Source organism: Pseudomonas sp. GOM7, assembly GCF_026723825.1.
Classification (GTDB): Bacteria; Pseudomonadota; Gammaproteobacteria; order Pseudomonadales; family Pseudomonadaceae; genus Aquipseudomonas.
The window spans coordinates 514,118-539,446 of sequence record NZ_CP113519.1; the positions used below are offsets into that span (position 1 = coordinate 514,118).

General features: G+C 64.7%; 27 protein-coding genes. 12 read left to right on the forward strand and 15 right to left on the reverse strand.

The annotated features are described in order from the left end of the window. The first annotated feature begins 51 nt into the window (after nt 1–51). From OU800_RS02315 to OU800_RS02345, 7 genes are all read left to right on the forward strand, one after another. On the forward strand, nt 52–3,660 hold the full coding sequence (locus OU800_RS02315; RefSeq protein ID WP_268180866.1) for a DUF2339 domain-containing protein: 3,609 nt from the start codon (nt 52–54) through the stop codon (nt 3,658–3,660). Then, complete coding sequence (locus OU800_RS02320) at nt 3,657–5,006, forward strand: DUF3999 domain-containing protein (protein WP_268180867.1); 1,350 nt, start codon at nt 3,657–3,659, stop codon at nt 5,004–5,006. Before OU800_RS02315 ends, OU800_RS02320 begins: the two co-directional genes overlap by 4 nt. A 217-nt stretch (nt 5,007–5,223) precedes the next feature. Next, the gene (locus tag OU800_RS02325; RefSeq protein WP_268180868.1) at nt 5,224–6,924 is read left to right on the forward strand and encodes a histidine kinase N-terminal 7TM domain-containing diguanylate cyclase; all 1,701 of its coding nucleotides are present in this window, start codon (nt 5,224–5,226) and stop codon (nt 6,922–6,924) included. 34 nt (nt 6,925–6,958) lie between these two features. Beyond that, on the forward strand, nt 6,959–7,969 hold the full coding sequence (locus tag OU800_RS02330; protein WP_268180869.1) for a class 1 fructose-bisphosphatase: 1,011 nt from the start codon (nt 6,959–6,961) through the stop codon (nt 7,967–7,969). After that, a complete protein-coding gene (locus tag OU800_RS02335) occupies nt 7,969–8,571 on the forward strand; it encodes a DUF924 family protein (RefSeq protein ID WP_268180870.1) in 603 nt (200 codons plus the stop codon). The genes OU800_RS02330 and OU800_RS02335 overlap by 1 nt, the downstream gene beginning before the upstream one ends. 68 nt (nt 8,572–8,639) lie before the next feature. Then, nucleotides 8,640–8,891, forward strand: a complete 252-nt coding sequence (gene bamE / locus OU800_RS02340; protein WP_268180871.1) for an outer membrane protein assembly factor BamE domain-containing protein — start codon at nt 8,640–8,642, stop codon at nt 8,889–8,891. Nucleotides 8,892–8,902: 11 nt separating this feature from the next. After that, nucleotides 8,903–9,445: a lipocalin family protein gene (locus tag OU800_RS02345; protein WP_268180872.1), complete on the forward strand. Its 543-nt coding sequence runs from the start codon at nt 8,903–8,905 to the stop codon at nt 9,443–9,445. A gap of 60 nt (nt 9,446–9,505) precedes the next feature. Here OU800_RS02345 and OU800_RS02350 read toward each other — a convergent pair whose 3' ends face one another. Continuing rightward, complete coding sequence (locus tag OU800_RS02350; protein ID WP_268180873.1) at nt 9,506–9,943, reverse strand: hypothetical protein; 438 nt, start codon at nt 9,941–9,943, stop codon at nt 9,506–9,508. A gap of 79 nt (nt 9,944–10,022) precedes the next feature. On the opposite strand from OU800_RS02350, the gene pip reads away from it, so the two are divergent. Both pip and dtd read left to right on the forward strand, forming a co-directional pair. Continuing rightward, nucleotides 10,023–10,994: a prolyl aminopeptidase gene (gene pip / locus OU800_RS02355; protein WP_268180874.1), complete on the forward strand. Its 972-nt coding sequence runs from the start codon at nt 10,023–10,025 to the stop codon at nt 10,992–10,994. Further along, nucleotides 10,991–11,428 (forward strand): D-aminoacyl-tRNA deacylase, encoded by a 438-nt coding sequence (dtd, locus tag OU800_RS02360; protein WP_268180875.1) that lies wholly within the window; start codon nt 10,991–10,993, stop codon nt 11,426–11,428. The genes pip and dtd overlap by 4 nt, the downstream gene beginning before the upstream one ends. Before the next feature lie 6 nt (nt 11,429–11,434). Here the strand turns inward: dtd and OU800_RS02365 are convergent, their stop codons facing one another. The 9 genes from OU800_RS02365 to ubiE form a co-directional block, all read right to left on the reverse strand. Further along, the gene (locus OU800_RS02365) at nt 11,435–12,145 is read right to left on the reverse strand and encodes a 16S rRNA (uracil(1498)-N(3))-methyltransferase (RefSeq protein WP_268180876.1); all 711 of its coding nucleotides are present in this window, start codon (nt 12,143–12,145) and stop codon (nt 11,435–11,437) included. After that, a complete protein-coding gene (gene tatC, locus OU800_RS02370) occupies nt 12,142–12,936 on the reverse strand; it encodes a twin-arginine translocase subunit TatC (protein WP_268180877.1) in 795 nt (264 codons plus the stop codon). Before tatC ends, OU800_RS02365 begins: the two co-directional genes overlap by 4 nt. Next, nucleotides 12,933–13,271 carry a Sec-independent protein translocase protein TatB gene (gene tatB / locus OU800_RS02375; RefSeq protein ID WP_268180878.1) on the reverse strand — a complete coding sequence of 113 codons (339 nt, stop codon included), beginning with the start codon at nt 13,269–13,271 and terminating at the stop codon, nt 12,933–12,935. Before tatB ends, tatC begins: the two co-directional genes overlap by 4 nt. Before the next feature lie 3 nt (nt 13,272–13,274). Then, nucleotides 13,275–13,508, reverse strand: a complete 234-nt coding sequence (gene tatA / locus OU800_RS02380) for a twin-arginine translocase TatA/TatE family subunit (RefSeq protein ID WP_268180879.1) — start codon at nt 13,506–13,508, stop codon at nt 13,275–13,277. A 22-nt stretch (nt 13,509–13,530) separates the two neighbouring features. Continuing rightward, nucleotides 13,531–13,866 carry a phosphoribosyl-ATP diphosphatase gene (locus OU800_RS02385; protein WP_268180880.1) on the reverse strand — a complete coding sequence of 112 codons (336 nt, stop codon included), beginning with the start codon at nt 13,864–13,866 and terminating at the stop codon, nt 13,531–13,533. Further along, nucleotides 13,859–14,257 (reverse strand): phosphoribosyl-AMP cyclohydrolase, encoded by a 399-nt coding sequence (gene hisI / locus OU800_RS02390; protein WP_268180881.1) that lies wholly within the window; start codon nt 14,255–14,257, stop codon nt 13,859–13,861. Before hisI ends, OU800_RS02385 begins: the two co-directional genes overlap by 8 nt. 70 nt (nt 14,258–14,327) lie before the next feature. Then, a complete protein-coding gene (gene ubiB, locus OU800_RS02395; protein WP_268180883.1) occupies nt 14,328–15,911 on the reverse strand; it encodes a ubiquinone biosynthesis regulatory protein kinase UbiB in 1,584 nt (527 codons plus the stop codon). Continuing rightward, a complete protein-coding gene (locus OU800_RS02400; protein ID WP_268180885.1) occupies nt 15,908–16,525 on the reverse strand; it encodes a ubiquinone biosynthesis accessory factor UbiJ in 618 nt (205 codons plus the stop codon). The genes ubiB and OU800_RS02400 overlap by 4 nt, the downstream gene beginning before the upstream one ends. Then, nucleotides 16,525–17,295, reverse strand: coding sequence for a bifunctional demethylmenaquinone methyltransferase/2-methoxy-6-polyprenyl-1,4-benzoquinol methylase UbiE (gene ubiE, locus OU800_RS02405; protein WP_268180887.1), 771 nt, complete (start codon nt 17,293–17,295; stop codon nt 16,525–16,527). The genes OU800_RS02400 and ubiE overlap by 1 nt, the downstream gene beginning before the upstream one ends. Nucleotides 17,296–17,442: 147 nt before the next feature. Between ubiE and OU800_RS02410 the strand changes: the two genes are divergently transcribed. The 3 genes from OU800_RS02410 to OU800_RS02420 all read left to right on the forward strand — a co-directional run bounded on the left by OU800_RS02410 (nt 17,443) and on the right by OU800_RS02420 (nt 19,252). Beyond that, complete coding sequence (locus OU800_RS02410; RefSeq protein WP_268180888.1) at nt 17,443–17,718, forward strand: polyhydroxyalkanoic acid system family protein; 276 nt, start codon at nt 17,443–17,445, stop codon at nt 17,716–17,718. A gap of 228 nt (nt 17,719–17,946) precedes the next feature. Further along, a complete protein-coding gene (locus OU800_RS02415; RefSeq protein ID WP_268180889.1) occupies nt 17,947–18,393 on the forward strand; it encodes a phasin family protein in 447 nt (148 codons plus the stop codon). 10 nt (nt 18,394–18,403) lie between these two features. Continuing rightward, nucleotides 18,404–19,252: a phasin family protein gene (locus OU800_RS02420; RefSeq protein WP_268180890.1), complete on the forward strand. Its 849-nt coding sequence runs from the start codon at nt 18,404–18,406 to the stop codon at nt 19,250–19,252. Between the two features lie 90 nt (nt 19,253–19,342). Here OU800_RS02420 and OU800_RS02425 read toward each other — a convergent pair whose 3' ends face one another. The 5 genes from OU800_RS02425 to OU800_RS02445 all read right to left on the reverse strand — a co-directional run bounded on the left by OU800_RS02425 (nt 19,343) and on the right by OU800_RS02445 (nt 25,281). Next, nucleotides 19,343–19,957 carry a TetR/AcrR family transcriptional regulator gene (locus tag OU800_RS02425; protein WP_268180892.1) on the reverse strand — a complete coding sequence of 205 codons (615 nt, stop codon included), beginning with the start codon at nt 19,955–19,957 and terminating at the stop codon, nt 19,343–19,345. Between the two features lie 69 nt (nt 19,958–20,026). Continuing rightward, the gene (phaC, locus tag OU800_RS02430; protein ID WP_268180894.1) at nt 20,027–21,709 is read right to left on the reverse strand and encodes a class II poly(R)-hydroxyalkanoic acid synthase; all 1,683 of its coding nucleotides are present in this window, start codon (nt 21,707–21,709) and stop codon (nt 20,027–20,029) included. A 220-nt stretch (nt 21,710–21,929) separates the two neighbouring features. Continuing rightward, nucleotides 21,930–22,784 carry a poly(3-hydroxyalkanoate) depolymerase gene (phaZ, locus tag OU800_RS02435; protein WP_268180896.1) on the reverse strand — a complete coding sequence of 285 codons (855 nt, stop codon included), beginning with the start codon at nt 22,782–22,784 and terminating at the stop codon, nt 21,930–21,932. A gap of 153 nt (nt 22,785–22,937) precedes the next feature. After that, nucleotides 22,938–24,617: a class II poly(R)-hydroxyalkanoic acid synthase gene (gene phaC, locus OU800_RS02440; protein WP_268180898.1), complete on the reverse strand. Its 1,680-nt coding sequence runs from the start codon at nt 24,615–24,617 to the stop codon at nt 22,938–22,940. A gap of 292 nt (nt 24,618–24,909) precedes the next feature. Further along, the gene (locus OU800_RS02445) at nt 24,910–25,281 is read right to left on the reverse strand and encodes a DUF971 domain-containing protein (RefSeq protein WP_268180899.1); all 372 of its coding nucleotides are present in this window, start codon (nt 25,279–25,281) and stop codon (nt 24,910–24,912) included. Nucleotides 25,282–25,329: the final 48 nt, after the last annotated feature.

Sequence of the window (25,329 nt, forward strand, 5' to 3'; positions counted from 1 at the left end):
GGCCTGCTAGGAACGCGAGGCGACCTCTTTCTCAGGGTAGGGACATAACGCATGCAATGGATCTTCATGCTGGTCGGTTTGGTGCTCGGGGCGGGTGCCGGTGAATCGATCACCGGCGCGCTGCTCGGCGGTTTGCTCGGCCTCGTTCTGGGCCAGGCGCTACGCCTGCAAGGGCTGGAAGCTCAGAACGCGCAACTGGCCGCGCAGCTCAAGGGCTTCGCCGAGCGCTTCGAGCGCGGCACCCAGGCCATTCACGAGCGCCTGCTCAAGGTGGAGCAGGGCGAGCGCCGTGAGCCTGAACCCGAACCGGTTGCTGCGCCTGCCGAGCCCGCCGTCGATCTGGCCGCCGAATCGCAGTCCGAACCCGTCGTTACCGAAGAGCCCGTGCCGGAGTTGGATTGGACGCTGGAGCCGTTGCCGGAAGTCGAGACCCCAGCGCCTGCCGATGAGCCGGAACCGCTGGCTGCCCAGGTTGCACATCAGCCCCAGCCCGCCCCACAACAGAGCCCCTGGCGCGAGCAAGTGCCACGAGAACCGAATCTTATCGAGCGCGGTATCGCGGCGGCCAAGGCCTGGCTGCTGGGTGGCAACACCGTGCTGCGGGTCGGCGTGGTGCTGCTGTTTCTCGGCCTGGCCTTCCTCCTGCGTTACGCCACCGAAGGGGTCGAAGTGCCGGTGGAGCTGCGCTATATGGGCGTTGCCGCCAGTGCCCTGGCGTTGCTCGGTCTGGGCTGGTGGCTGCGTCTGCGCAACCGCGGTTATGCCCTGGTGCTGCAGGGTACCGGCATTGCCGTGCTGTACCTGACGGTATTCGCCGCCATGCGTCTGCATCCGTTGCTCGATCCCGGCATGGCCCTCGGCCTGCTGGTGGCTGTGACGGCGTTCTCGGCCATTCTCGCCGTGCAGCAGAATGCCCTCGGCCTGGCCGCTGCGGCGGCGTTGGGCGGTTTCGCCGCGCCGATCCTCACCTCCACCGGCAGCGGCAACCATGTCGCGCTGTTTTCCTACTTCGCCCTGCTCAACGCCGGCATCTTTGCCATCGCCTGGTTCAAGGCCTGGCGCTTGCTCAACCTGATCGGTTTCGTCGGTACCTTCGGCATCGGCTTTGCCTGGGGGATGCGCTCCTACACGCCGGAGCTGCTGTGGAGCACCGAGCCGTTCCTGCTGTTGTTCTTGCTGATGTACGTGGCCATCGGCCTGCTGTTCGCCCGCCGCACCCTGCGCGACGCGGCGGATGCACCCGAGGCGCGTGACGAGTTGCTGCGCTGGTCTGTGCGACGGGGTGATTACGTCGATGCCACCACGCTGTTCGGCCCACCGCTGGTGGGCTTCGGCCTGCAGGTGGCGTTGGTGCGGCATGTCGAGTTCGCCGCTGCCTTCAGTGCTCTGGGTCTCGGGTTGTTCTATCTGCTGCTGGCGCGAGTGCTCAAGGCACGCGCAGGCGAACGCGCGCTGTTGCTGGTGGAAACCTGCCTGGCACTCGGCGTGGTATTCGCCAGCCTGGCCATCCCGCTCGGCCTCGATGCGCGCTGGACCAGTGCCGCCTGGGCCGTGGAAGGCGCCGGCATCTTCTGGCTTGGCCTGCGCCAGGGGCGGCCGCTGGCGCGTGCGTTCGCCCTGTTGCTGCAGGTGGGGGCGGCGCTGGCTTTCATGGTTGGTCTGGATTTCGGCTACGACAGCCTGTTCGACGGCTCGCCGCTGGGCGCACTGATGCTCGGTATGGCCTTGCTGTTCAGCTACTGGCAACTGCGTCAGGCGCCGCAGTTCGCCAGCGCCTGGGAAAACCGATTGCTGCCCTGGCTGGGGCTGGTCGGGTTGGCGTTTCTCTATCTGATCGCTCCGCTGCTGTTCCAGGCGCCCGGTACCACGATTGCCTGGGCGCTGGCCGGGTTGGCGACACTGTTCGTCGGGTTGCGCCTGGCCGCGCCGAGCTTCGTCTATTGCGCCTTCGCCATCCAGCTCCTGGGCGGGCTGCTGTTTCTCGGCCAGATGGCGCTGGATTCGCTGTTCGGCCGTGGTGGTTTCAGCGCCGGCTGGTTCGGCCTGCTGGCGGCGTCGATGGTTGGCCTGGCGCTGATCGCCGGCATGCTGCTGGCGGCGCGTGATCCGCAGATTCGCCAGAATCGCCGCCTGCTCGGCGCCTTGTCGATGGTGATGCTGGTGGGCCTGGTGTTCATCAACCTGGCTGTGTTGTTCGTGCTGCCCTGGGTGGCGGCTGCCGCCGTGTGGGGCGGTACGGGCCTGCTGATTCTCTGGCTGGCGCTTTACCTGCAGCAGCGTGCGGCTTTCCTGTTCAGCCTGGTGCTGCAGGTTTTCGCCGGGCTGGCCTTCCTTGCGGCCGGGCCATTACTGCTGGCGGGTATCAGTGGCGAGGGGCTGTCGCCGTTGGCGCATACCGGCTTCTGGACGCCCGCGGTGCTTGGTCTGGCCGCGCAGATTGGCGCCTGGCGCCTGCACCGCCTGGCGCGCAGCGGGCGCGAGACGGGGATCGATGGCGTCAGCCTGCAGCGCCTGGGCCAGTTGCTGTTGGCTTGGGGCGCCAGTTGGTGGGCGTTGGCTGTGAGCAGCGAAGTGCTGCGCTTCGTGGCGCCGGAGCTGCAGGCCAGCGCGTTGCTACTGCTGGCGGCAGTGTCGGCTCTGATCTGGATGCTGCTGGCCCTGCGCAGCCGCTGGCGCGAGCTGGCAGTGCTGTGCAGCCTGCTGGCGCCCGTGGCAGGGGCGATTCTGGCCTATGCCTGGCATCTGTACTACCACCCGCTGGCGAACCTTGGCTGGCTGGGTTGGGCTGCCGTGCTGGCCGTGCACCTGCTGGTATTGAAGCGACTCACTGATGTGCTGCCGAGCACCGCGGCCAGTGTCGCCCATGTGCTTGGCTGCTGGTTGCTGATTGGCGTGCTGGCGCTGGAGCTGCGCTATCTGCTGCTGAGCCTGGCCGAACACTACAACGCCTGGCGCTGGTTGGGTTGGGCGCTGCTGCCGACCGCCTATCTGTGGACGATGGCGCAGGCCCGCCGGCTACCTTGGCCGGTGGCCAGCTTCGAGCGTGAATACCGGCTGTGGGCGGCGGCACCGCCGGCGGCGCTGATGCTCGCCTGGTTCTGGCTGGCCAATGCCAACAGCGCCGGTGACAGCGATCCGCTGCCTTACCTGCCGCTGTTCAATCCACTGGAACTCGGCCTGTTACTGTGCCTTGGTGCGCTGCTGGCCTGGGGCCGCTTCGCCCTGCCACATTTTGGTCTGCAGCCGAGTCGCGCGCTGCAGGCGGTGCAGGTCGTGGCCGGGGCGTCGCTGTTCGCCCTGCTTACGGTGATGGTGATGCGTACCGCCCACCATTGGGGCGGCGTGCCCTGGCAGCGTTCCGCACTGTTCGACTCGATGCTGGTGCAGGCCGGGTTGTCCATCGTCTGGACGCTGATCGCCCTGGCGCTGATGCTCTTCGGCCACCTGCGTGCACGCCGCGAGATGTGGCTGGTCGGTGCAGCGCTGATCGCCCTGGTGGTGGCCAAGCTGTTCTTCGTCGAGCTGGGCAATCGCGGTGGCCTGGAGCGCATCGTGTCGTTCATCGGTGTTGGCGTACTGCTGCTGGTGGTGGGCTATTTCGCGCCGCTGCCGCCACGTGGTCATGAGCAAACCACCCGGAACGAGGAGTCGCTATCGTGAGAGTCGTCATCGCCCTGTTGACCCTGCTGGCCATGACCGGCGCAGGGCAGGCCCAGGAGCGTCAGGAGGATTATCGGCAGAGGCTGCCGTTGAGCCTGAGCGGTGAAGGCCCCTGGTATCGGCTGCAATTACCTATCAGCGTGTATTTCGCCGCCCGCCATGCCGACCTACGCGATGTACGCGTGTTCGATGGCCAGGGGCAGGCGCAGGCCTACGCCTTGCTGCCTGGGCAGGCGCACACGCAGGAGCGATTGCAGGAACATGGCGTGCGCTGGTTCCCCCTGTATGCCGAGGATGAGCCCGGCGTCGCGCCGCGGTTACGGGTGCAGCGCAGCAGCGACGGTACATTGATCGAGCTGAGCGATCAGGCACCGACAGCGGCCGAGCGGCAACTGCGTGGCTGGCTGCTCGACGCCAGCAGCATCGAGGCGCCCTTGGTACGCTTGAGTTTGAGCTGGAGTGGTGCCGAAGAAGGTTTTCAGCGCTTCAGCATCGAGGCCAGCGATGATCTGCAGCACTGGCGCAGTTGGGGGGAAGGGCAGGTGGCACGGCTGAGCTTTGCCGGCGAGCGCATCGACCAGCGCCAGGTCGAGCTGCCGGGGCAACGCGCCCGCTATCTGCGTATGCTCTGGCAGAGCCCGCGGCAGGCGCCCACGCTGGACGTGGTGACCCTGCGCAGCCGCCAGCAGGCCAACCAGGCTGCGCCATTGTCATGGTCATCGGTGCTGCCGGCACGGGCCCTGGGCAAGGATCAGTACCAGTGGCAATTGCCCCAGGCCATGCCATTGGAGCGCTTGCGAATGACCCTGGATGCCCCCAATACCCTGGCGCCAGTGCGTTTCGAGGGGCGTGCCAGTGAGCAGGCGGGCTGGCAGCCCCTGGCCACCGGGCTGTTCTATCGCTTGAGCGATGGTGCCCGTGAGCTACGCCAGGACGAGCTGGCATTGCCAGGCTGGCCGGTCAGCCAGTTGCGCCTGCAGGTGGATGCCCGTGGCGGTGGGCTGGGCCAGCAGCCACCAAGGTTGCAGATTGCCCTGCGCGCCAGCGAGTTGGTGTTCCTGGCCCGTGGCGAGCCGCCGTTTACCCTGGCTGTGGGTAACGCCGAGGCCAGCTCGGCCGCCTTGCCGCTAACCACGCTGATTCCGGGTTACCGCCCCGAGCGCCTGGCGACGCTGGGCACGGCCGAGGCCGACGACAGCCACGCAGCCGTGTCGGAGACGGCCAGCCAGGCCGATGTCCACGCGGGCGACCTGCGCCGCTGGGGGCTTTGGGGTCTGCTCCTGGCAGGGGTCGCTCTGCTGGCGGGCATGGCCTTCAGTCTGCTCAGGCGTGCGCCCGATAGCTGAACTGTCGATGGCAAACAGCACCTGCCTGGCCGGCGCTTTTGCAGTATCTTAGGCGGCGTTCGCGATCATGCTTGCAGGTCGTCGCTACAGGCGCTGATCCGGGAACCCGTTCCGGGCATTTCGCCCCTTATCCTTCGGTCTGGAAAGCCAGCTTGTCCACGTTGATTCGCACCGTCGCTCGCACCGCTGGCCGCTGCCATTTCGCAGAGGTGCGCTGATGTACGCCTGCATGACCTCGGGCTGGTCGCCTTCACCCCCCGTTCTGGTCACCTCGCTGGTGTGCTTCGGCGTCATCCTGCTGGCGCACTGGATGAGTCGCCAGCGCGATTTTCCTGGGCGCGACAGTTTCATCCTGCTGCACCTTTCCAGCCTCTGGTGGATGGCCTGCGCATCGCTGGAACTGAGCATGATGGCCGCCGATTGCAAGATGTTCTGGGCCTCTGTTGCCTGGCTGGGGATTCTCTTCACGCCCACCTTCTGGGCGGTGTTCCTCTGGCAGTACGTCAACAGCGTGCGCCGGCCGATGCCGCGCCTGGGCATGCTGGCGCTGAGCCTGGTGCCGCTGCTGGTATGGGGCGCGGCATTGAGCAACCCCTGGCATGGCCTGTTCTACCTCGCCGACAGCGCCCCCATCGACGATACGCCAGGCGCGCCGGTGCGCTACGTGCACGGCCCGCTGTTCTATGCCACCGCCGCCTACGTCTACCTGCTGATGGCCTTCTGCATGGGCGTGGTGGTGCGCGCGGCGCTACTCAGCAAGGGCCTGCATCGCCGTCATTATCTGGGCTTCGTGCTGGTCACCGCCGCGCCTTGGGCGGCCAATATCGCCTACGTGGTGTTCGGCTGGACGGTCTTCGGCATCGACCCCACCTCGTTCTGCTTCGCCTTCACCCTGGTCGCCTTCGCCTGGCTGATCGTCGGTGCGCGCCTGTTCGACCTATTGCCGGTGGCACGCCATCTGCTGCTGGAGGCGCTGATCGACCCGGTGCTGGTGATCGACCCGCGCGGGCGGGTAATCGAGGCCAACCCGGCCGCGCTGAAACTGGCTAGCCTGACACAGGGTTGGCAGGGCCGGTCTCTGGCCGACTGGCCCGTGTTCGGCAGTGACCTGCATCATCTGCTGCAAGCGCAGGGCAACGAGGCCGGCGAGCAGATGCTGACCCTGACCAGCGCCGCACGCTATTACGAAGTGCGGGTGCGCGGCATCGAGCGCATCACCCGCCATGGCCCTGTGCTGCTGGGGCGCATGCTCTACGTGCGCGATGTGACCCAGCGCCACCTGGCCAAGCTCAAGCTGGCCGAGGCACTGGCGCTGAGCGAGGAGCGCCTGCGCACCATCTCGCTGCTGCACGAACAACTGCGCGAACAGGCCCTGTGCGACCCCCTGACCGGCCTCTACAACCGCCGCTACCTGGACGAGTTCTTCGACCGTGAACACGCCCGGGTGCAGCGCGAGAACCTGCCCCTGGCGCTGGCGCTGATCGACCTCGATCACTTCAAGCGTCTCAATGACGAATGTGGTCACCTGGTTGGCGACGACGTACTCAAGGCTGTCGCCCAGCATCTGCTGGAGAACCTGCGCAGCACCGACGCGGTCTTTCGCATTGGTGGCGAGGAGTTCCTGCTGATCATGCCAGGGGTCGATAGCAGCGAGGCTCGCTCGCGTCTGCAGGCGCTCTGCGCGCAACTGGCCAGCCGAGCGCTGCCCACCCGGGGCGGCGATCAGCGTGTCACCCTGTCTGCCGGCTTGGCGCACTGGCCATTGCAGGGGCAGCGTCTGGACGAGCTGTTGCAGGTGGCCGATGCGGCCTTGTACGAGGCCAAGCGCAGCGGGCGCAACCGGGTCTGCTGCCAGTTGTCGAGCAGCGAATCCCACCATCCATCCCAGCAGGCAGCATTGCCCGGCGACTCGGGTTAAACTGCGCGGGTTTTTTCCCTTTCCGGAGCCATCCATGTCCCGTGTCACCCTCAGCCGCTACCTGATCGAGCAGACTCGCAGCCACAACACCCCGGCCGACCTGCGTTTCCTTATCGAAGTCGTGGCGCGGGCCTGCAAGGCGATCAGCCACCAGGTTTCCAAGGGGGCCCTCGGCGGCGTACTGGGCAGCCTGGACAGCGAGAACGTGCAGGGTGAGGTGCAGAAGAAGCTCGACGTGATCTCCAACGAGATCCTCCTCGAAGCCAACGAGTGGGGCGGCCACCTGGCCGGCATGGCCTCCGAGGAAATGGACAACGCCTACCAGATTCCCGGCAAGTATCCGAAAGGTGCCTACCTGCTGGTGTTTGACCCGCTGGACGGCTCCAGCAACATCGACGTCAACGTCTCGGTGGGTACCATCTTCTCCGTGCTGCGCTGCCCGGATAATCTGCAAGGCGAAAGCGGCGACCTGGGCGAAGAAGCCTTCCTGCAGCCGGGCACCGAGCAGGTCTGTGCCGGTTATGCCATCTACGGCCCGCAGACCATGCTGATGCTGACCCTGGGTAATGGTGTCAAAGGCTTTACCCTGGATCGCGAGTTGGGCAGCTTCGTGCTCACCCACGACAACATCAAGGTGCCGGAATCCACCAAGGAATTCGCCATCAACATGTCCAACCAGCGCCACTGGGAAGCGCCAGTGCAGCGTTACGTCTCCGAACTGCTGGCCGGCGAAACCGGCCCGCTGGGGCGCAACTACAACATGCGCTGGATCGCCTCGATGGTGGCTGACGTGCACCGTATCCTCACCCGTGGCGGCATCTTCATGTACCCGTGGGATGCCCGTGAGCCGGACAAACCGGGCAAGCTGCGCCTGATGTACGAGGCCAACCCGATGTCGATGATCATCGAACAGGCCGGTGGTGCCGCCACCGATGGCAGCCAGCGCATCCTCGATATTCAGCCCACTTCCCTGCACCAGCGGGTGCCGGTTTTCCTCGGCTCCAAGGAAGAAGTGCTGCGCATCACCGCCTACCATCGCAGCTAATGAACGCTTGGCAGCCGCTGCTCGACTGGTGGTTCGGTGCTGCTGATGCCCCGGCCAGCGAGGTGGCGGCAGCGCGCCGAGGCCTGTGGTTCGGCAAGCGCGACAGCCAGGATCGTGAGGCCAGCGAGCGCTTCGGCGCCTGGGTCGAGCTGGCGCTGGCCGGTGAGCTGCACGGCTGGGACGAGAATCCGCAGGGCTGGCTGGCGCAGTTGATCCTGCTCGACCAGCTCCCACGCATGATCTTTCGCGACACGCCACGGGCCTTTGCCGGCGACGCCCTGGCCCGCCCCTTGTTGCAGGCCGGGCTGGCGCAAGGCTGGGATGGCAGGCTGGCGCCGATCCAGCGGGTGTTCGCCTATCTGGTGTTCGAGCATGCCGAAGACTTGCATCTGCAGCAGCGCGCGGTCGGGCTGTTCCGCGCCCTCCTGGAACAGGCCGAGGGAGCGGAGCAGGCCACCTTCGCGGATTTTCTCGATTATGCCGAGCGCCATCTGCGTGTGATCGAGCGTTTTGGCCGCTTCCCCCATCGCAATGCCATTCTCGGTCGCCCCTCCACGGACGCGGAACTGGCTTTCCTGCGGGAACCCGGTTCGAGTTTCTAACTCCAAGCGGGCAAGTCGTCTTCGGCTATGCCAAGCTTGCTGGCATCTTCCCATCAGGAGTTTCACTCATGTCCAAGCGTGCTTTCGTCTTGCTCACCTGCTGTCTGCTCGCTGCCTGCAACAAGATCAATCAGGAAAACTACGCCAAGCTCGAGGCCGGCATGAGCAAGGCCGAGGTGGAAAGCCTTCTCGGTGCGCCCGGGGAGTGCGCCGGGGCGCTGGGAATGACTAGCTGCACCTGGGGCGACGACAAGGCCTATATCAGCGTCCAGTACGCCGGAGACAAGGTGATGATGTTCTCCGGCAAGGGGCTCAAGTAACAGGAGATCTCATGCGTTCCATCCTCATTGCCGGCGCCATGCTGGCCCTCGTCGGCTGCGCCAATTCCGGCACCGGCCCGGCGGCCGTCGAGCCACCCGAAACCGTGCAGGTCGACCTGCAGCGCTACCAGGGCACCTGGTACGAGCTGGCGCGGCTGCCGATGTTCTTCCAGCGCAATTGCGTGCAGTCCGAGGCGCACTATGGCCTGCGCGACGATGGCGGCATCGACGTCACCAACCGCTGCCGCGACAAGGACGGCGAGTGGATCGAAGCCAAGGGCACGGCCGAGCCGCAGGTTCCGGGCCGTACCGACAAGCTCTGGGTACGTTTCGACAACTGGGTCAGCAAGATCCTGCCGATCAAGGGCGATTACTGGGTGCTGTACCACGACGATGACTACCGCGTGGCGCTGGTCGGCCACCCGGAGCGCAAGTACCTGTGGTTGCTGTCACGCACCCCCGAAGTGGATCAGGCGACTCGCGACAAACTGCTCAGCGTGGCCCGCGAGCAGGGCTACGACACCTCGGAGCTGATCTGGCGCAAGGCCGATTGAGAGCTGGGTAGCCCGGATGCAATCCGGGAACGATCCCCGGATTGCATCCGGGCTACGTGGTCACTCCCAATTCAGACGCGCCAGCTTCCATTCGCCGTCATCGAGCCACCATTCCAGCCTCGCCGAGTAGTGCCGCGCGCTGTCTGGGATCAAACCTTCCGCACCGGTCAGGCCGACCTGCGCCTCGGTGTGGCCCTTGCTGCTCATGGCCGGGTCGATCCAGCTATTCTTGCCCAGGGCGATCACCTTGACGTTCTTGTGACGCAGGAATAGCAGGGTCATGGTGCGCTTGGCCCAGTCGCGGTCGAGTTCCTGCTGGGCCTTGAAGTCAGGGTGCAACTGCTCCAGCACCGCCCCGTTGCGCTTGGCTTCGAGGTTGTCCTGGAGCTGTTGAACGGCTGCTTCCAGGGCGGCTTGTGGGTCGTCTTTGGCGCCGCAGGCGACAAGCAAAAATGTGCAGAAAAGCAGCAGAGGGGCGAGTAGAAGTCTGGCTGACATGCTGAACGTCCTTTTCATGGTTATGATGCCTGGCAGAGTGCAATACGGTTGTCGCCGCCCACCTGCCAGGAGCCTAACCATGCAGACTTTGTATCCGGAGATCAAACCCTATGCCCGCCACGAGTTGGCGGTCGAGCCGCCTCATGTGCTCTACGTCGACGAGAGCGGCTCGGCGGACGGGTTGCCGGTGCTGTTCATCCATGGTGGCCCGGGCGCTGGTTGCGATGCCGCCAGCCGGCGTTATTTCGACCCCAATCTCTACCGCATCGTCACCTTCGACCAGCGCGGTTGTGGTCGCTCCACGCCACACGCCAGCCTGGAGAACAACACCACCCAGGCGCTGATCGCCGATATCGAGCGCATCCGCGAGCACCTGGGGATAGACCGCTTCGTGCTGTTCGGCGGCTCCTGGGGTTCGACCCTGGCGCTGGCCTACGCCCAGGCGCACCCGCAGCGCGTACTTGGCTTGATCCTGCGTGGCATCTTTCTGTGCCGGCCGCAGGAGTTTCACTGGTTCTACCAGGAGGGCGCCAGCCGCCTGTTTCCCGATTACTGGGAGGACTATGTGGCGCCCATTCCGGCGGAGGAGCGCGGCGACCTGATGCAGGCTTTCTACAAGCGCCTGACCGGCGCCGACCAGATTGCCCAGATGCACGCGGCCAAGGCCTGGTCGACCTGGGAAGGCCGCACGGCCACCCTACGCCCCAACCCGCAGGTGGTCGACCGTTTCAGCGAGGCGCACCGGGCGCTGTCCATCGCCCGGATCGAGTGTCACTACTTCGTCAACAACGCCTTCCTCGAACCCGACCAGTTGCTCCGCGATATGCCTAAGATTGCCCATCTGCCGGGCATCATCGTGCATGGCCGTTACGACGTGATCTGCCCCCTGGACAATGCCTGGGCGCTGCACCAGGCCTGGCCCAACAGCGAGCTGCAGATCATCCGCGATGCCGGCCACTCGGCAGCCGAGCCGGGCATCACCGATGCCCTGGTGCGCGCCGCCGAACAAATGGCCAGACGCCTGCTCGACCTGCCGCCGGAGGATGCATGAAGCTGCTGATCCAGCGCGTCAGTGCTGCCAGGGTTGAAGTCGAAGAGGAGGTGGTGGGCAGCATCGACCAGGGCCTGCTGGCGCTGGTCGGCATCGAGCCACAGGACGATCAGGCCAGCCTGACGCGCGCTCTGCACAAGCTGCTCAACTACCGGGTGTTCAGTGACGAAGCGGGCAAGATGAACCTTTCGCTCAAGGATGTTGGCGGCGGCCTGCTGCTGGTCTCGCAGTTCACCCTCGCGGCGGATACCAAAAGCGGCATGCGCCCCAGCTTCTCCAGTGCCGCGTCACCGGCGCAGGGGGCGGCGCTGTTCGACGGGTTGGTCGAGCTGGCGCGCGCTCAGCACCCGCAGGTTGCGACCGGGCGCTTTGGCGCCCATATGCAGGTGTATCTGGTCAATGACGGGCCGGTAACCTTCCTGCTGGAGGTGTAGGAGTGTTTAGAACAACCTGGCCAGCAACACCGGCACGGCGGTTTCCACTCTTAGAATGCGTTCACCGAGCTGCACCGGCTGCAGGCCTGCGGCTTCGCGCAGCAGTTCGACTTCATAGGGAATCCAGCCACCTTCCGGGCCGATGGCCAGGGTCACGGGCTCCTCGAGCGCGCGCGGGCAGGCCGGGTAGTCGCCGGGGTGACCGACCAGGCCGAGGGTGCCCGCCGCCAGCGCCGGCAGGCGATCCTCGACGAAGGGCTTGAAGCGTTTTTCGATGCTCACTTCGGGCAGAACGGTATCGCGCGCCTGCTCCAGGCCGAGGATCAACTGCTCGCGGATTTCCTCGGGGTGCAGGAAGGGCGTCTGCCAGAAGCTTTTCTCCACCCGGTAACTGTTGACCAGTACGAGGCGCGGCACGCCCATGCTGGCGATGGTCTGCAGGGTGCGCTTGAGCATCTTCGGGCGGGGCAGGGCGAGGATCAGGGTCAGCGGCAGCTTGGCCGGCGGCGCCTGGGTCAGTTCGACCGCCAGTTCGGCGCTGTCGGCATCCAGGCTGAGCAAGTGCCCTTCGCCCATCAGGCCACCAAGGCGACCGACCCGCAGGCGGTCGCCGGCCTCGGCCCGATGCACCTCATGCAGATGCTTGAGGCGCCGGCCACTGAGACGCACGCGATCGACGCCGATGAAGTCGGCGTCTTCCAGCAGCAGCAGGTTCACGATAGCGGCGCGGGTGGCTGGTCTTCGGGCTTGGCTTCTTCCTCGGCCTCTTGCTCATCGCGCTTGCGTTTGACCAGCGCGCCAGCCAGCAGGCCGCTCTCGAACAGCAACCACATGGGTACGGCCAGCAGCGTCTGCGAGAACACGTCCGGCGGTGTCAGCAGCATGCCGACCACGAAGCAGCCGACGATCACGTAGGGACGGCTCTTGCGCAGGGTGGCCACGTCGACCAGGCCGATCCAGATCACCAGGAAGGTGGCAATGGGAATCTCGAAGGCCACGCCGAAGGCGAAGAATAGGGTGAGGACGAAATCCAGGTACTGACCGATGTCGGTCATCATCGCCACCCCTTCCGGGGTCACGCTGGCGAAGAAGCCGAACATGATCGGGAACACCACGAAATAGGCGAAGGCCATGCCGGCGTAGAACAGGAAGATGCTGGAGATCAGCAGCGGCACGGCGATGCGCTTTTCATGGGTGTACAGCCCCGGCGCGATGAAGCCCCAGGCCTGGTGCAGGATTACCGGCATGCCGAGGAACAGTGCGCACATCAGCGTCAGTTTGAAGGGCGTGAGGAAGGGTGAGGCGACGCCCGTGGCGATCATCGTCGCGCCTGCCGGCAGGTAGGCGCGTAGCGGCGCCGCCACCAGGGCGTAGATGTCCTGGGCGAAGTAGAACAGGCCGGCGAAGATCAGCAGGATGATCACCACGCAGCGCAACAGGCGCGTGCGCAGTTCGGTCAGGTGGGAGACCAGGGGCATTTCCTGGTCGGCGTCCGTATGTCGGCTCATGGCTGGGGCGTCTTGTCCTGGGGCGGCTGAGGCGTGTCGGCAGAGGGCTGGCTGGCCTGTTGATCAGGCTTGTCGACCAGCGAGCCGGTCAACCCCTGTTTCATTGCCTGCATCTCCCGCTCCAGTTCGAGAATCCGCTCGTTGTGCAACTGACGGCGAATCTCGTCGGCGCCGATCTCCCGTTCCACTTCGGCCTTGATCGAGTGGAAGCTGCGCTTGATTCGCCCCACCCATAGGCCGGCCGTGCGCACGGCCCCTGGTAAACGCTCGGGGCCCAGTACCACCAGAGCAACCAGGCCGACCAGCAGCAGTTCGGTGAAACCGATGTCGAACATGGCTCAGTCTTTCTTCGCTGGCTCTTCGACCTTGCGTGCCTGGGCGTCGATGGTCTGGCCCTTGGCGTCTTCCACACCCGGCTTGTCGGCCTCGGCGTTGTCCATCGACTTGCGGAAGCCCTTGATCGCATCACCCAGATCCGAGCCTAGATTCTTCAGGCGCTTGGTGCCGAACAGCATGACCACGATAAGCAGGATGATCAGGAGTTGCCAGATGCTGATACCGCCGAAACCCATGATGAGTTCTCCGTTGTGAAAGTTATTCGGATTGCGGGCGCGCGGCTTTTTCCGCGTGACCGGAGAGGCCGAAACGGCGATCCAGTTCGTCCAGCACGGCCTGCGGGTGCTGGCCGAGGGCGGCGAGCATGACCAGGCTATGGAACCACAGGTCGGCGGTTTCGTAGATCAGATCCTTGCAGTCACCGCTGGTGGCGGCGTCCTTGGCGGCGAGGATAGTTTCCACCGACTCCTCGCCGACCTTTTCCAGAATCTTGTTCAGGCCCTTGTGATAGAGGCTGGCGACATAGGAGCTGTCGGGGGCTGCGCCCTTGCGCGCCTCCAGCACGTCGGCCAGGCGGCTCAGGGTGTCACTCATGGCTGTGTCCTGCATAGATGGCGTGCGGGTCTTTGAGTACGGCGTCGACGGTCTTCCAGGCACCGTTCTCGTATACCCGGTAGAAGCAGCTCTCGCGCCCGGTGTGGCAGGCGATGCCGCCCAGTTGCTCGACCAACAGCACGATGACATCGGCGTCGCAGTCCAGGCGCAGTTCGTGCAGTTTCTGCACATGGCCGGACTCCTCGCCCTTGCGCCACAGCTTGCCACGCGAACGTGACCAGTAGATGGCACGCTGTTCGTTGACGGTGAGGGCGAGGGATTCACGGTTCATCCAGGCCATCATCAGGATGCGGCCGGTCTGGTGATCCTGGGCGATGGCCGGCACCAGGCCGTCTTCGTTCCAGTGGATTTCGTCGAGCCAATCGTTCATCGGTGTTCCAATTCTGCCGGCGTTGCCGGGCTGTCGATTCGCCAAGTGTGCCAGTGCTACGACCTACTGGCTATCGGCGCAGTACCAGATAGAGACCGCCGCCGAGCATCAACCAGGCAGGCCAGGCGGCCAGCAGTGGCGCCAGGCCTTGCACGGCGCCGGCACCGATCAGCGCGGCGCCGAGCAGGCGTAGTGGCCATTGTGCGCTCTGCGCCGGCGCCTGGACAGTGGGGGCCTGTTGCAGACGCTCCAGGGTATCGCGGGCGATCTGCGACAGATGGGGCACCTGTTCGGCCTGTTGCTGCAGGTTGCGCAGCAGGTGCAGGGGGCTGACGCGCTCGCGCATCCAGCGTTCGAGGAAGGGCTGCGCGGTGCTCCACAGGTCGAGATCCGGGTAGAGCTGGCGACCGAGGCCTTCGATATTGAGCAGGGTCTTCTGCAGCAGCACGAGTTGCGGCTGCACTTCCATGTTGAAGCGTCGCGCGGTCTGGAACAGACGCAGCAGCAACTGGCCGAAGGAGATGTCCTTCAACGGCTTCTCGAAGATCGGCTCGCACACGGTACGAATCGCCGCCTCGAACTCGTTGACCTTGGTTTCCGCCGGCACCCAGCCCGAGTCGATATGCAGTTGCGCCACCTTGCGGTAGTCGCGCTTGAAGAAGGCGATCAGGTTGCGCGCCAGGTAGTCCTGATCCTCGTCGGTGAGGCTGCCGACGATGCCGCAGTCGATGGCGATGTACTGCGGGCTCCAGGGCGTGCGGGTGCTGACGAAGATGTTGCCGGGGTGCATGTCGGCATGGAAGAAGCTGTCGCGGAACACCTGGGTGAAGAAGATCTCCACGCCGCGCTCGGCCAGCAGCTTCATGTCGGTGCGCTGGTCGGCCAGGGTGGCCAGGTCGGTGACCGGGATGCCGTAGATGCGCTCCATCACCAGCACCTGGTGGCGGCACAGATCCCAGTACACCTGAGGCACGTAGAGCAGGGGCGAGCCCTCGAAGTTGCGCCGCAACTGGCTGGCGTTGGCCGCCTCGCGCAGCAGGTCGAGTTCGTCGTAGATGGTCTTCTCGTAGTCGCTGACCACTTCCACCGGGCGCAAGCGGCGGGCGTCGGCCGACACCTTCTCAGCGATGCGGGCGAGCAGGAACAGCCAGGCCAGATCCTGGCGGATCACCGGCTTGAGGCCGGGACGTACCACCTTGACCACCACTTCTTCGCCGCTTTTCAGCCGTGCAGCGTGCACCTGGGCCACCGAGGCCGAGGCCAGCGGCTGGCTGTCGAAGCGGGCGAAGACTTCGCTGACCGGCGCGCCGAGCTGACGCTCGATCAGGGCGATGGCCTGATCTTCGGGGAAGGGCGGCACACGATCCTGCAGATGCGCCAACTCGTCGGCGATATCCGGCGGCAGCAGGTCACGACGGGTAGAGAGCAACTGGCCGAACTTGATGAAGATCGGCCCCAGATCCTCCAGCGCCAGGCGCAGGCGTGCACCGCGTGAGAGGGCGAGTGGCTTGCGCGGCAGCCAGCGCCAGGGCAGCAGCCAGGACAGCGCGCGGAGCCACACCGGCAACGGCAGTTCGAGGAGCAATTCATCCAGTTGGTAGCGGATGACTACACGTTGGATACGGAGCAGGCGGCGAACGGCGAGCAGCTTCATGCGTCGGGCTTATGGGCAGAAGTGAGGCGCTCGATGCGTGCTTCCAGGCGGTCGAGGGCGAGTTTGAGTTGATCCAGCTCGGCGAAGCGCACATCGGCCTCACGCTGGCCGACCAGGGTGCGCGATTCTTCGGCCAGGTAGTCGGCCAGATCCTGCTTGAGGCTGGCGGCGCCGTTCGTGGCCAGGTTCACGCGGCTGCGCAGGTGGCCGGCGAGCAGGGTGGTGGCCAGCGGGCCGAGCCAGCGCGAGACTTCGTATTCCCAGTCCAGTTCCAGATCCTGAAGGATGCCAGCCAGTTGCATGAGCACGCCACTGTCGCCATCGAGCGAGGCTTCGGGGGCGTGCAGCACGGCGGTCTTGTCGCGGTTGAGGGCCAGGCGAGCCAGGCTGGCGGCTGGCGCCGTGAGCGTGCAGTCGGCGGGTGCGTGCCACTGGGATGCCAGTTGCAGACCTTCGCCGCTGGGCAGGATGAACAGCTCCAGTGTCGGGCTCTGGCACTGCACGGCGATGACCTTGCCGGCCAGTGCGTGCAGGCGTGGCAACGCCGTGCCGTCGAGGCGCAGGACGCGGTTTAGCCCCATTTCGACGCCGGCCAGCAAGCCCGTCATCAGCATCAGGGTTTGATGCCGCGGTGCAGGGCGACGATGCCGCCGGTCATGTTGTGGTAGGTGACGCGCTCGAAGCCGGCGTCGACCATCATCGCCTTGAGGGTTTCCTGATCCGGATGCATGCGGATCGACTCGGCGAGGTAGCGGTAGCTGTCGGCATCGTTGGTGATTAGCTTGCCAGCCAGCGGCATGAAGCTGAACGAGTAGGTGTCATAGACCTTGGCCAGCAGCGGGTTGCCGGGCTTGGAGAACTCCAGCACCAGCAGGCGGCCGCCGGGCTTGAGCACGCGCAGCATGGAGCGCAGGGCGTCTTCCTTGTGGGTGACATTGCGCAGGCCGAAGGCGATGGTGACCACATCGAAGTGGTTGTCGGGGAACGGCAGCTTCTCGGCATCGGCCTGGACGAACTGCACATTGCCGGCTACACCCTTGTCCAGCAGGCGATCACGACCAACCTTGAGCATGGAGTCGTTGATATCGGCCAGCACCACTTGCCCGGTCGGGCCGACGATGCTGGAGAACTTGCGGGTCAGGTCGCCCGTGCCGCCGGCGATATCCAGCACGCGATTGCCTGGACGCACACCGGAGAGTTCGATGGTGAAGCGCTTCCACAGGCGATGCAGGCCGCCGGAGAGCACGTCGTTCATCAGGTCGTACTTGGCCGCCACCGAGTGGAAGACTTCGGCCACCTTCTCCGCCTTCTGGCTTTCCGGCACGTCCTGGAAGCCGAAGTGGGTGGTGGGTTCATGCTCCTGGGCCTTGCGTGGATCGCTCATGTCGCTCTCACCGGGTAGAAAACCGTCCCATTCTAAAGCCGCCTGCCGCCTTTGTCTTGCCTGGGTGCCAGGTGGGTTGGCGGGCTGGTAGAGTGCTGTGACTTCATGCCGCAGCGTTGCGGCGCCTGCCTGTTTCAAGGAGTTGTCATGTCCCGCATTCGTGTCGAACGATCCCATACCCTCGGTCGCGAGGCCGCCCGCGAAAAGGCCGAGCGCCTGGCCGAGCGCCTGGCCAGCGAGTACGACGTGCGCTACCGCTGGAATGGCGACACCCTGGAGTTCAAACGCAGTGGCGCCGATGGCCAGATCGAGGTGGGCGAAGACAGCGTGCGTGTCGAGGTCAAGCTCGGCCTGTTGCTGTCGGCCATGGGCGGGATGATCCAGCGCGAGATCGAACAGGCATTGGACAAATCACTGGCTTAGCAGCAGCTACAAGCTGCAAGCCACAAGTTTCAAGTAAGAGCAAAAGCGATACGGAGTTGTTGATAGGCTTCGGGCGGCTTGCAGCTATTTTGGCTTTTAACTTGAAACTTGCGGCTTGAAGCTTGCCGTTGCTCTTAGTATGCGATTTCTAATTTTTCTTCATAGGCTGTGCTCAAGCCTGCACTCCGTGGGCGTTTCCGCTAACTGTCACAGCGCGTGAGGTGCACCATGTCGAAAGTTGCCGTGAAGAAAAAAACCCAAGCCGTGGTCGAAGACAAGCCGGGTCTGTTCGACGACGTGAAGGGCTATGCCCGCAAGATCTACCTCGCCGGCCTGGGGGCCTACGCCAAGGCGGGTAGTGAAGGCGCCGAGTACTTCAAGGAGCTGGTGAAGGCCGGCGAAAGCGTCGAGACCAAGGGCAAGAAACTGGTTGACGATCAGGTCGAAGCGGCCAACAGCCAGATCGAGTCGGTCAAGCAGTCGGTCAACAGTAACGTGACCAGCGTCAAGGGTAAGGTCGAAGTTCAGCTCGACAAGATCGAGAAGGCTTTCGATACTCGGGTGGCTGCTGCGCTCAATCGCATCGGCATTCCCTCCAAGCAGGATGTCGAGCTGCTCTCTGCTAAGTTGGACGAGCTGAGTGCGTTGCTCGAACACGTCGCGCGTACCAAGTAAGGAGATCAGGATGGCTGTTAAGAAGAAAACCGAAAAGCAGACCAGCTCCTGGATCGGCGAGGTCGAGAAATACTCGCGCCAGATCTGGTTGGCAGGCCTGGGCGCCTATTCCAAGATCAGCAAGGACGGCACCAAGCTGTTCGATACGCTGGTCAAGGACGGCGAGAAGGCCGAGAAACAGGCCAAGACCGAAGTCGATAAGCAGGTGGATGCGGTGAAAACCAGCGTCGGCTCCCGTGTCGACACTGCCAGATCCAAGGTCGACGAGGTCAAGGGCAAGGCCTTCGGCAAGTGGAGCGAGCTGGAAGAGGCGTTTGACAAGCGTCTGAACAATGCCATCTCGCGTTTGGGCGTGCCCAGCCGTAACGAAGTGAAGGCGCTCAATGACAAGGTTGACAGCCTGACCAAGCAACTGGAGAAGCTGACCGGCGTTTCCGCCAAGTCGGTGGCCAAGCCTGCGCCGAAAGCTGCCGCCAAACCGGCTGCCAAAGCGGCCCCGAAAGCTACTGCCAAGGCTGCTCCGAAGGCGGCAGCCAAGCCTGCGGCGAAGGCACCGGCCAAGACCGCCGCCGCCAAACCCGCGGCCAAGGCTCCGGCCAAAGCGGCTGCGGCCAAGCCTGCTGCGAAGCCGGCCGCCAAGGCCGCAGCGAAACCCGCTGCCAAGCCAGCCGCTGCCGCCAAGCCGGCGACCGCAGCAGCCAAGCCTGCGGCCAAACCGGCTGCGAAGAAGCCAGCAGCGAAAAAACCTGCCGCGCCCAAGGCTGTCGCGCCGAAGCCGGCAGCCCCGGCTGCTGCTGCCACCCCGGCAGCAGCACCGGCTCCGGCTGCTTCTCCGGCCACTCCAGCCACGCCGTCCTGAGTTTCTCGGGACTGAAAACGTCCGGCCTAGTGCCGGGCGTTTGCGTTTCTATTTGTAGGGTGCGCCATGCGTACCAGCCGGCAAGGCGTCTCAGGCTTCCAGATAACGCTGTGCCAGTTGCTCGACGGTGCCGCGTGCAGGCTGCATGAGGTGGGGGGCGACCAGCATCATGATCTGGTAGACCACCAGGCGCACTTCACCTTCCTGGCCGAGAATGCGTTGGTAATCCAGCGAGAACAGCAGGGTCAGGGTGATCTGCTCCACCAGTTGCCCGAGGGCGCGGGTGTCGCTGGCTAATTGCCCTTCGGCCATCAACCGCGCCAGCAGCGCCGCCAGGGTGCGCTTGAGGGCGTTCAACCAGTGACGAATGCCGCGCGCCAGTTTTGGCAGGCGCCCGGCCAGGTTGGACAGATCCTGGAAAAGAAAGCGGTACTGCGCCAGGCGCTCGACGATCAGGTGCAGGAACAGCCAGTACTCCTCCACATCCAGGCGGGCATCGGCCGGCGGGTCGAGCAGCGGCGCCATCTCGGCTTGGAAGCGCTCGAACAGCTCCAGCACCAGCGGCTCCTTGCCATGGAAGTGGTAGTAGAGGTTACCGGGGCTGATCTCCAGTTCGTTGGCGATTTCCAGCGTGGAGACATTGGGCTCGCCCTGCTCGTTGAACAACTGCAGGGCGGTGTGCAGGATGCGCTCGCGGGTTTTCATCCGTCTCTTCTTGTTCTGTACGTCTGGGGGCTGACGCTAGCCTGGTCGGCCTGAGGCCGACCCTGAGTTTCAGCGGATATGCACGTAGTTGCCAGGGGCCGCTTCCATGGGGGGGTGCTTGGCGCCGCCCAGTATCAGCAGGGTATCGCGCTGTTCGCCGGAGCGCGCCTGGATCCATTCCAGCCACTGCGGCCACCAACTGCCTTGCTGGTGCTGGGCCTCATGGAGCCAGGCACGCGGATCCGAACTGAGCTTGGGGTTTTCGTAGTAATTGGCCTTGGGATTGCCCGGCGGGTTGAGAATGCTCTGGATATGGCCGCTGTTGGAGAGGATGAAGCGGCGATTGCCACCCAGTAGCAGGGTGGAGCGGTACACGGCGTCCCAGGGCGTGATGTGATCGTTGATGCCGGCCACGCTGAAGCTGTCGAGGTTGACCTTGCTCAGATCCACCGGCGTGCCGCACACCTCCAGGGCACCGGCGCGGGTCAGCGGGTTGTGCTTGAAGAAGTCGATCAGGTCGCCGTGCAGGGCCGCCGGCAGGCGGGTGCTGTCGTTGTTCCAGTAGAGGATGTCGAAGGCCGGCGGCTGCTTGCCGAGCAGGTAGTTGTTGATCCAGTAGTTCCAGATCAGGTCGTTGGGGCGCATCCAGGCGAACACGCGGGCCATGTCGCGGCCGTCTAGCACGCCGTTCTGGTAGGAGCGGCGCTTGGCTGATTCCAGGGTTTCCTCGTCAGCGAAGAGCATGGCCGGGCTGTCGATCTGGCTGTCCATCAGGCTGACCATGTAGGTGGCGCTGCTGACCTTGCGCAGTTGCCGGCGTGCCTGCAGATGCCCTTGCAGGGCGGCGATGGTCAGGCCGCCGGCACAGGCGCCGAGCAGGTTGACGTCCTTGCTGCCGGTGATGGCGCGGCAGGCGTCGATGGCCTCCTCGACGGCCTGCACGTAACTCGACAGCCCCCACTCGCGGTGGCGCGGGTCGGGGTTGCGCCAACTGATCATGAAGGTTTGCAGGCCGTTCTTCAGGGCGTACTGGACGAAGCTCTTGTCGCTGGAAAGGTCGAATATGTAGTACTTGTTGATCTGTGGCGGCACGATCAGCAGCGGGCGCAGGTACTGCTTCTCGCTCATCGGCTTGTACTGGATCAGCTCCAGCAGTTCGTTGCGAAATACCACGGCGCCCGGCGTGGCGGCCAGGTTGCGGCCCACCTCGAAGGCATGCTTGCTGACCTGGCTGGGCAGGCCGTCGTTGTGCAGCAGATCCTCGACCAGGTGGCGCAGGCCGCTGAACAGGCTGCTACCGCCAGTGTTGAACAACTCCTTGAGTGCCAGCGGGTTGAGCAGGCTATTGGACGGTGACAGGGCGTCGCTGAGCAGAGCGGCGAGAAAGCGCGCACGGGCGCGGTCATCGGCGGGTAGGTCGCTCTCCTCGATCCAGGCATTGAGCTGCTTCTGCCAGGCCAGGTAGGCCTGTAGGCCGCGCTTGTAGAAGGGGTTGAGGTGCCAGGTGGGGTCGGCGAAACGGGCATCGTGCGGATTGGGCTTGTGCAGGGTATCGCCGAGTAGAACACGACCCAGTTGACTGCCGAAGGCCAGTAGGTGGCGGGCGTTGTGCAACGGGTTGCGCAGGCTGTGGCCGGCCAGCAGGCGCACGGTGGAGAGCAGGTCGCGGCCGCGGATGCCGACCACTGCACTCTGGGCGTTGATGAAACTGGCGGGGGCGGGCAGACCACCAGTATTGTTTTTGTCTCGCATGGGGCAACACTCCGTCGTCAAACCGTCTAGAGACCTTCAGGGTGCCGGGGGCGCCGAACGCTCACCAGCTTGCCCAGCAAGCCTTGTACCAGACGCGCAGGAAGTGCATTCCAGACGGCCGCGTCGAAAATGCAAAAGGCCGCTGGCGGCCTTTGCGTCGAGCTGTCAGACCATCGCGCACTCCCGTGGTGCGGTCAAGTCATCCCGCTGCGCCCAGCGCTCAATGGCGGATGGGCGTTGGCTGCGGGTGCATCACCGCGCGATGCCGTTCCTCCTCGAGGAATTTCATGATGATCGGTGCCACGGCTTCGGCGCGCGTCACCAGGAACAGGTGGCCGTCGTCAATGATGTGCAGCTCGGCGTTGGGGATGCGCCAGGCCAGCAGGCGCATGTTGATCAGCGGGATCAAGGGGTCGTCGTCGCCGGCCATCACCAGGGTGGGTTGGCGAATCTTGTGCAGCCAGTGGATGCTGGTCCAGCCGAGGCCGGCGAACAGTTGCCAGTAGTAGCCCATCTTGCCGCCCGAGCGCACCTTGCTGGCATGCGCCATGGCCAGCTTGGGGTCACGACGGAAGGCACCGCCGTAGATGTCCGGGGCGATGCGCACACCGTAAGAGGGCTGTACGTAGCGCCGTGGACTGGCCATGCGCCAGAGCACCTTGGGTTTGCCCGGCACCATCACCGCGCCGGCCGAAGTGGCCGCGAGGATCAGCTTCTTGCAACGCTCCGGGTAGTCGTGAGCGAACTGCTGTGCCAGGGCTCCGCCCCAGGACACGCCGATGGCGTTGACCTGGCCATAGTCGAGGTAATCGAGCATGCGCGCCGCCAGCTTGGCCAGCCCCGGGAAGCGATAGGGTGTGGCCGGCGTAGAGGAGCCACCGACACCGGGCACATCGAAGGCAATCACTTCCATGTCCGGGTCGAGTGCCCGGACGAAGGGCATGACCAGCTCCAGGTTGGCGCCGATGCCGTTGAAGATCAGCAGCGGCACCAGTTGCCCGTTACCGGGGCGTACCGCGGTGCGGATGGTCTGCCCATCGAGGTCGATGGTGCGGAAGACGAATGGTTGCGGCATGGGCGCAGCCCCTATCGAGTTGAGCGCTGGAGCCGACCGTCCTGGCCGCTTCCAGAATGACCAGGCCAGGCCTGGTTCGCCGCGCCCGGCCAGGCCGTCGTGGCGTGCAGCACTCCCCTGTGCTGCGTGCAAGGTTGCACCGGGCGCGAGCGATCAGCGCTCGTGCACGTAGGTACCCGGCGAGGCTTCGCCGGCCGGGTATTTCTTGTTGCCCAGGCTGGTGGGGCTGCCCTTGATCTTGCCCGAGCGCTCGGCCAGCCACTTCTGCCAATGCAGCCACCAGGAGTCGGCATTCTTGGTCGCGTTCTCCTGCCAGGCTGCCGGGTCGTAAGGCATTTCACTGTTGGTCAGGTAGCGCGCCTTGGGGTTGCCGGGCGGGTTGAGGATGCTCTGGATATGGCCGCTGTTGGACAGGACAAACTCGCACTTGCCACCGAACAGCAGTGCCGACTTGTAGCAGGACTTCCACGGCGTGATGTGGTCGCTGGTGCCGGCTACGCAGAAGAAATCGCAGGTGACCTGCTTGAGGTCGATGGGCGTGCCGCAGACCTCCAGGGCGCCGCTGCGGGTCAACGGGTTGGTCTGGAACATCTCGATGAATTCGCCGTGCAGGGCGGCGGGCAGGCGCGTGGTGTCGTTGTTCCAATAGAGGATGTCGAACACCGGCGGTTCGTTGCCGAGCAGGTAGTTGTTGACCCAGTAGTTCCAGATCAGGTCGTTGGGGCGCATCCAGGCGAACACCTTGGCCATGTCGCTGCCTTCCAGCACACCGCTCTGATAGGAGCGGCGCTTGGCGACTTCCAGGGTCTTCTCGTCGGCGAACAGCGCGACCTGAGTGTCGAGTTGGGTGTCGAGCACGCTGACCAGCAGGGTCAGAGCATTGACCTTCTGCTCGCCGAGGGCGGCGTAATGGCCGAGCAGGGAGGCGGTGGTCAGGCCACCGGAGCAGGCACCGAGCATGTTGACGTCCTTGCTGCCGGTGATGGCGCAGACCACGTCGATGACCTCCTTGAGGGCCTCGATGTAGGTGGACAGGCCCCATTCGCGCTGCGCCTTGGTCGGGTTGCGCCAACTGACGATGAAGGTCTGCACCTGGCTGCGCAGGAGGAAGCGCGCCAGGCTCTTCTCCGGCGACAGGTCGAAGACATAGAACTTGTTGATCTGCGGTGGCACCACCAGCAACGGACGTTCATGCACGCTCTCGGTGATTGGCTGGTACTGGATCAGTTCCAGCACGTCGTTGCGAAACACCACTGCACCGTCGGTGGTGGCCAGGTTCTTGCCGACCTCGAAGGCCGCCATGTTCACCTGGCTGGGCATGCCGCCGTTGTGCACCAGATCCTTGGCCAGGTGCGAGAGGCCGTCGAGCAGGCTCTTGCCGCCGGTCTCGAAGAAGCGCTTGACCGCCGCCGGGTTGGCCATGCTGTTGGAGGGCGCCATGGCTTCGGTCATCAGGTTGATGACGAAGTGGCCGCGGCTGGCGTCCTGCTCCGACAGCGAACTGTGCTCGATCCAGTCGTGCAGCTCCTTGCGCCAGGCCAGGTAGGTCTGCAGGTAGCGACGGTACAGGGGGTTCTGGCTCCAGGCCGGATCACTGAAACGGCGGTCGCCTTCCTCGGGTGTGAGTTCGGACTGGCCGAGCAGCACGTTCTTCAGTTCGAGGCCGAAATGGGCGACATGCTTGACGCTATGGAAGGGTTGTTTGAGTGCTTGGGCGAGTACCATGCGGGCAGAGGTCAGAAGATCCTTACCGCGAATACCGATCACCGGGTTGAGTCCCAGTGTGTTTTCCGAAGCCTGGCGCTTCAGGTCTTCGTTGTTCTTGTCACTCATCTACGACGCTCCAATGTCCTGAGGCGCGTACTGGCCATGCGCTCGGCGAAGCAATGGCCAGGTACTGCTCGGGTTGCCGGGGGCGGATCGAGTCCGCGTCATTCGTTGCATCTGGTTGGGCCAAATGCAGGGAACCTGCCAGTTCCTTGGTTACCCGAGTTTGTGCCGTTAGGCAAGCCGGTCAATGGAGCGGAAGTGTGCCGTGATGGATTAGAAAATTCGCCCTAACTCACGTGATCGGCCCGCTGTCGAAGGGCGCGAAGGCTCTGTGGCGGGGCTTTGCGGTGGGCGTTCAGAGCATCAGGCGGACGACGGATTCGTCAGGGTCGCGCGACTGGCCGGCGGCGGCCAGTTGCGCCAGGTAGTCGGCCCAGAGCTGATCCTGGCGGGTGGCCAGCTCGTAGAGGTAGTCCCATGTGAACAGGCCGCTGTCATGGCCATCGTCGAAGCACAGTTTCAGTGCATAGTTGCCGGCCGGCTCGATACGCTCGAGGCCGACCTTGAGCTTGCCGGTCTGCAGGATCGGCTTGCCATGCCCTTGCACCTCGGCCGAGGGGGAGTGCACGCGGAGGAACTCGGCGCTGAGCGAATAGCTCTGCTCGCCGTAACGCAGCTCCAGGGTCTTCGATGCCTTGTGCAGTTTGATTGCGCTGGGGATGGGCATGGGGCAGCTCCAAGCTGCAAGCCTCAAGCTACAAGTTCAAGCGGATGG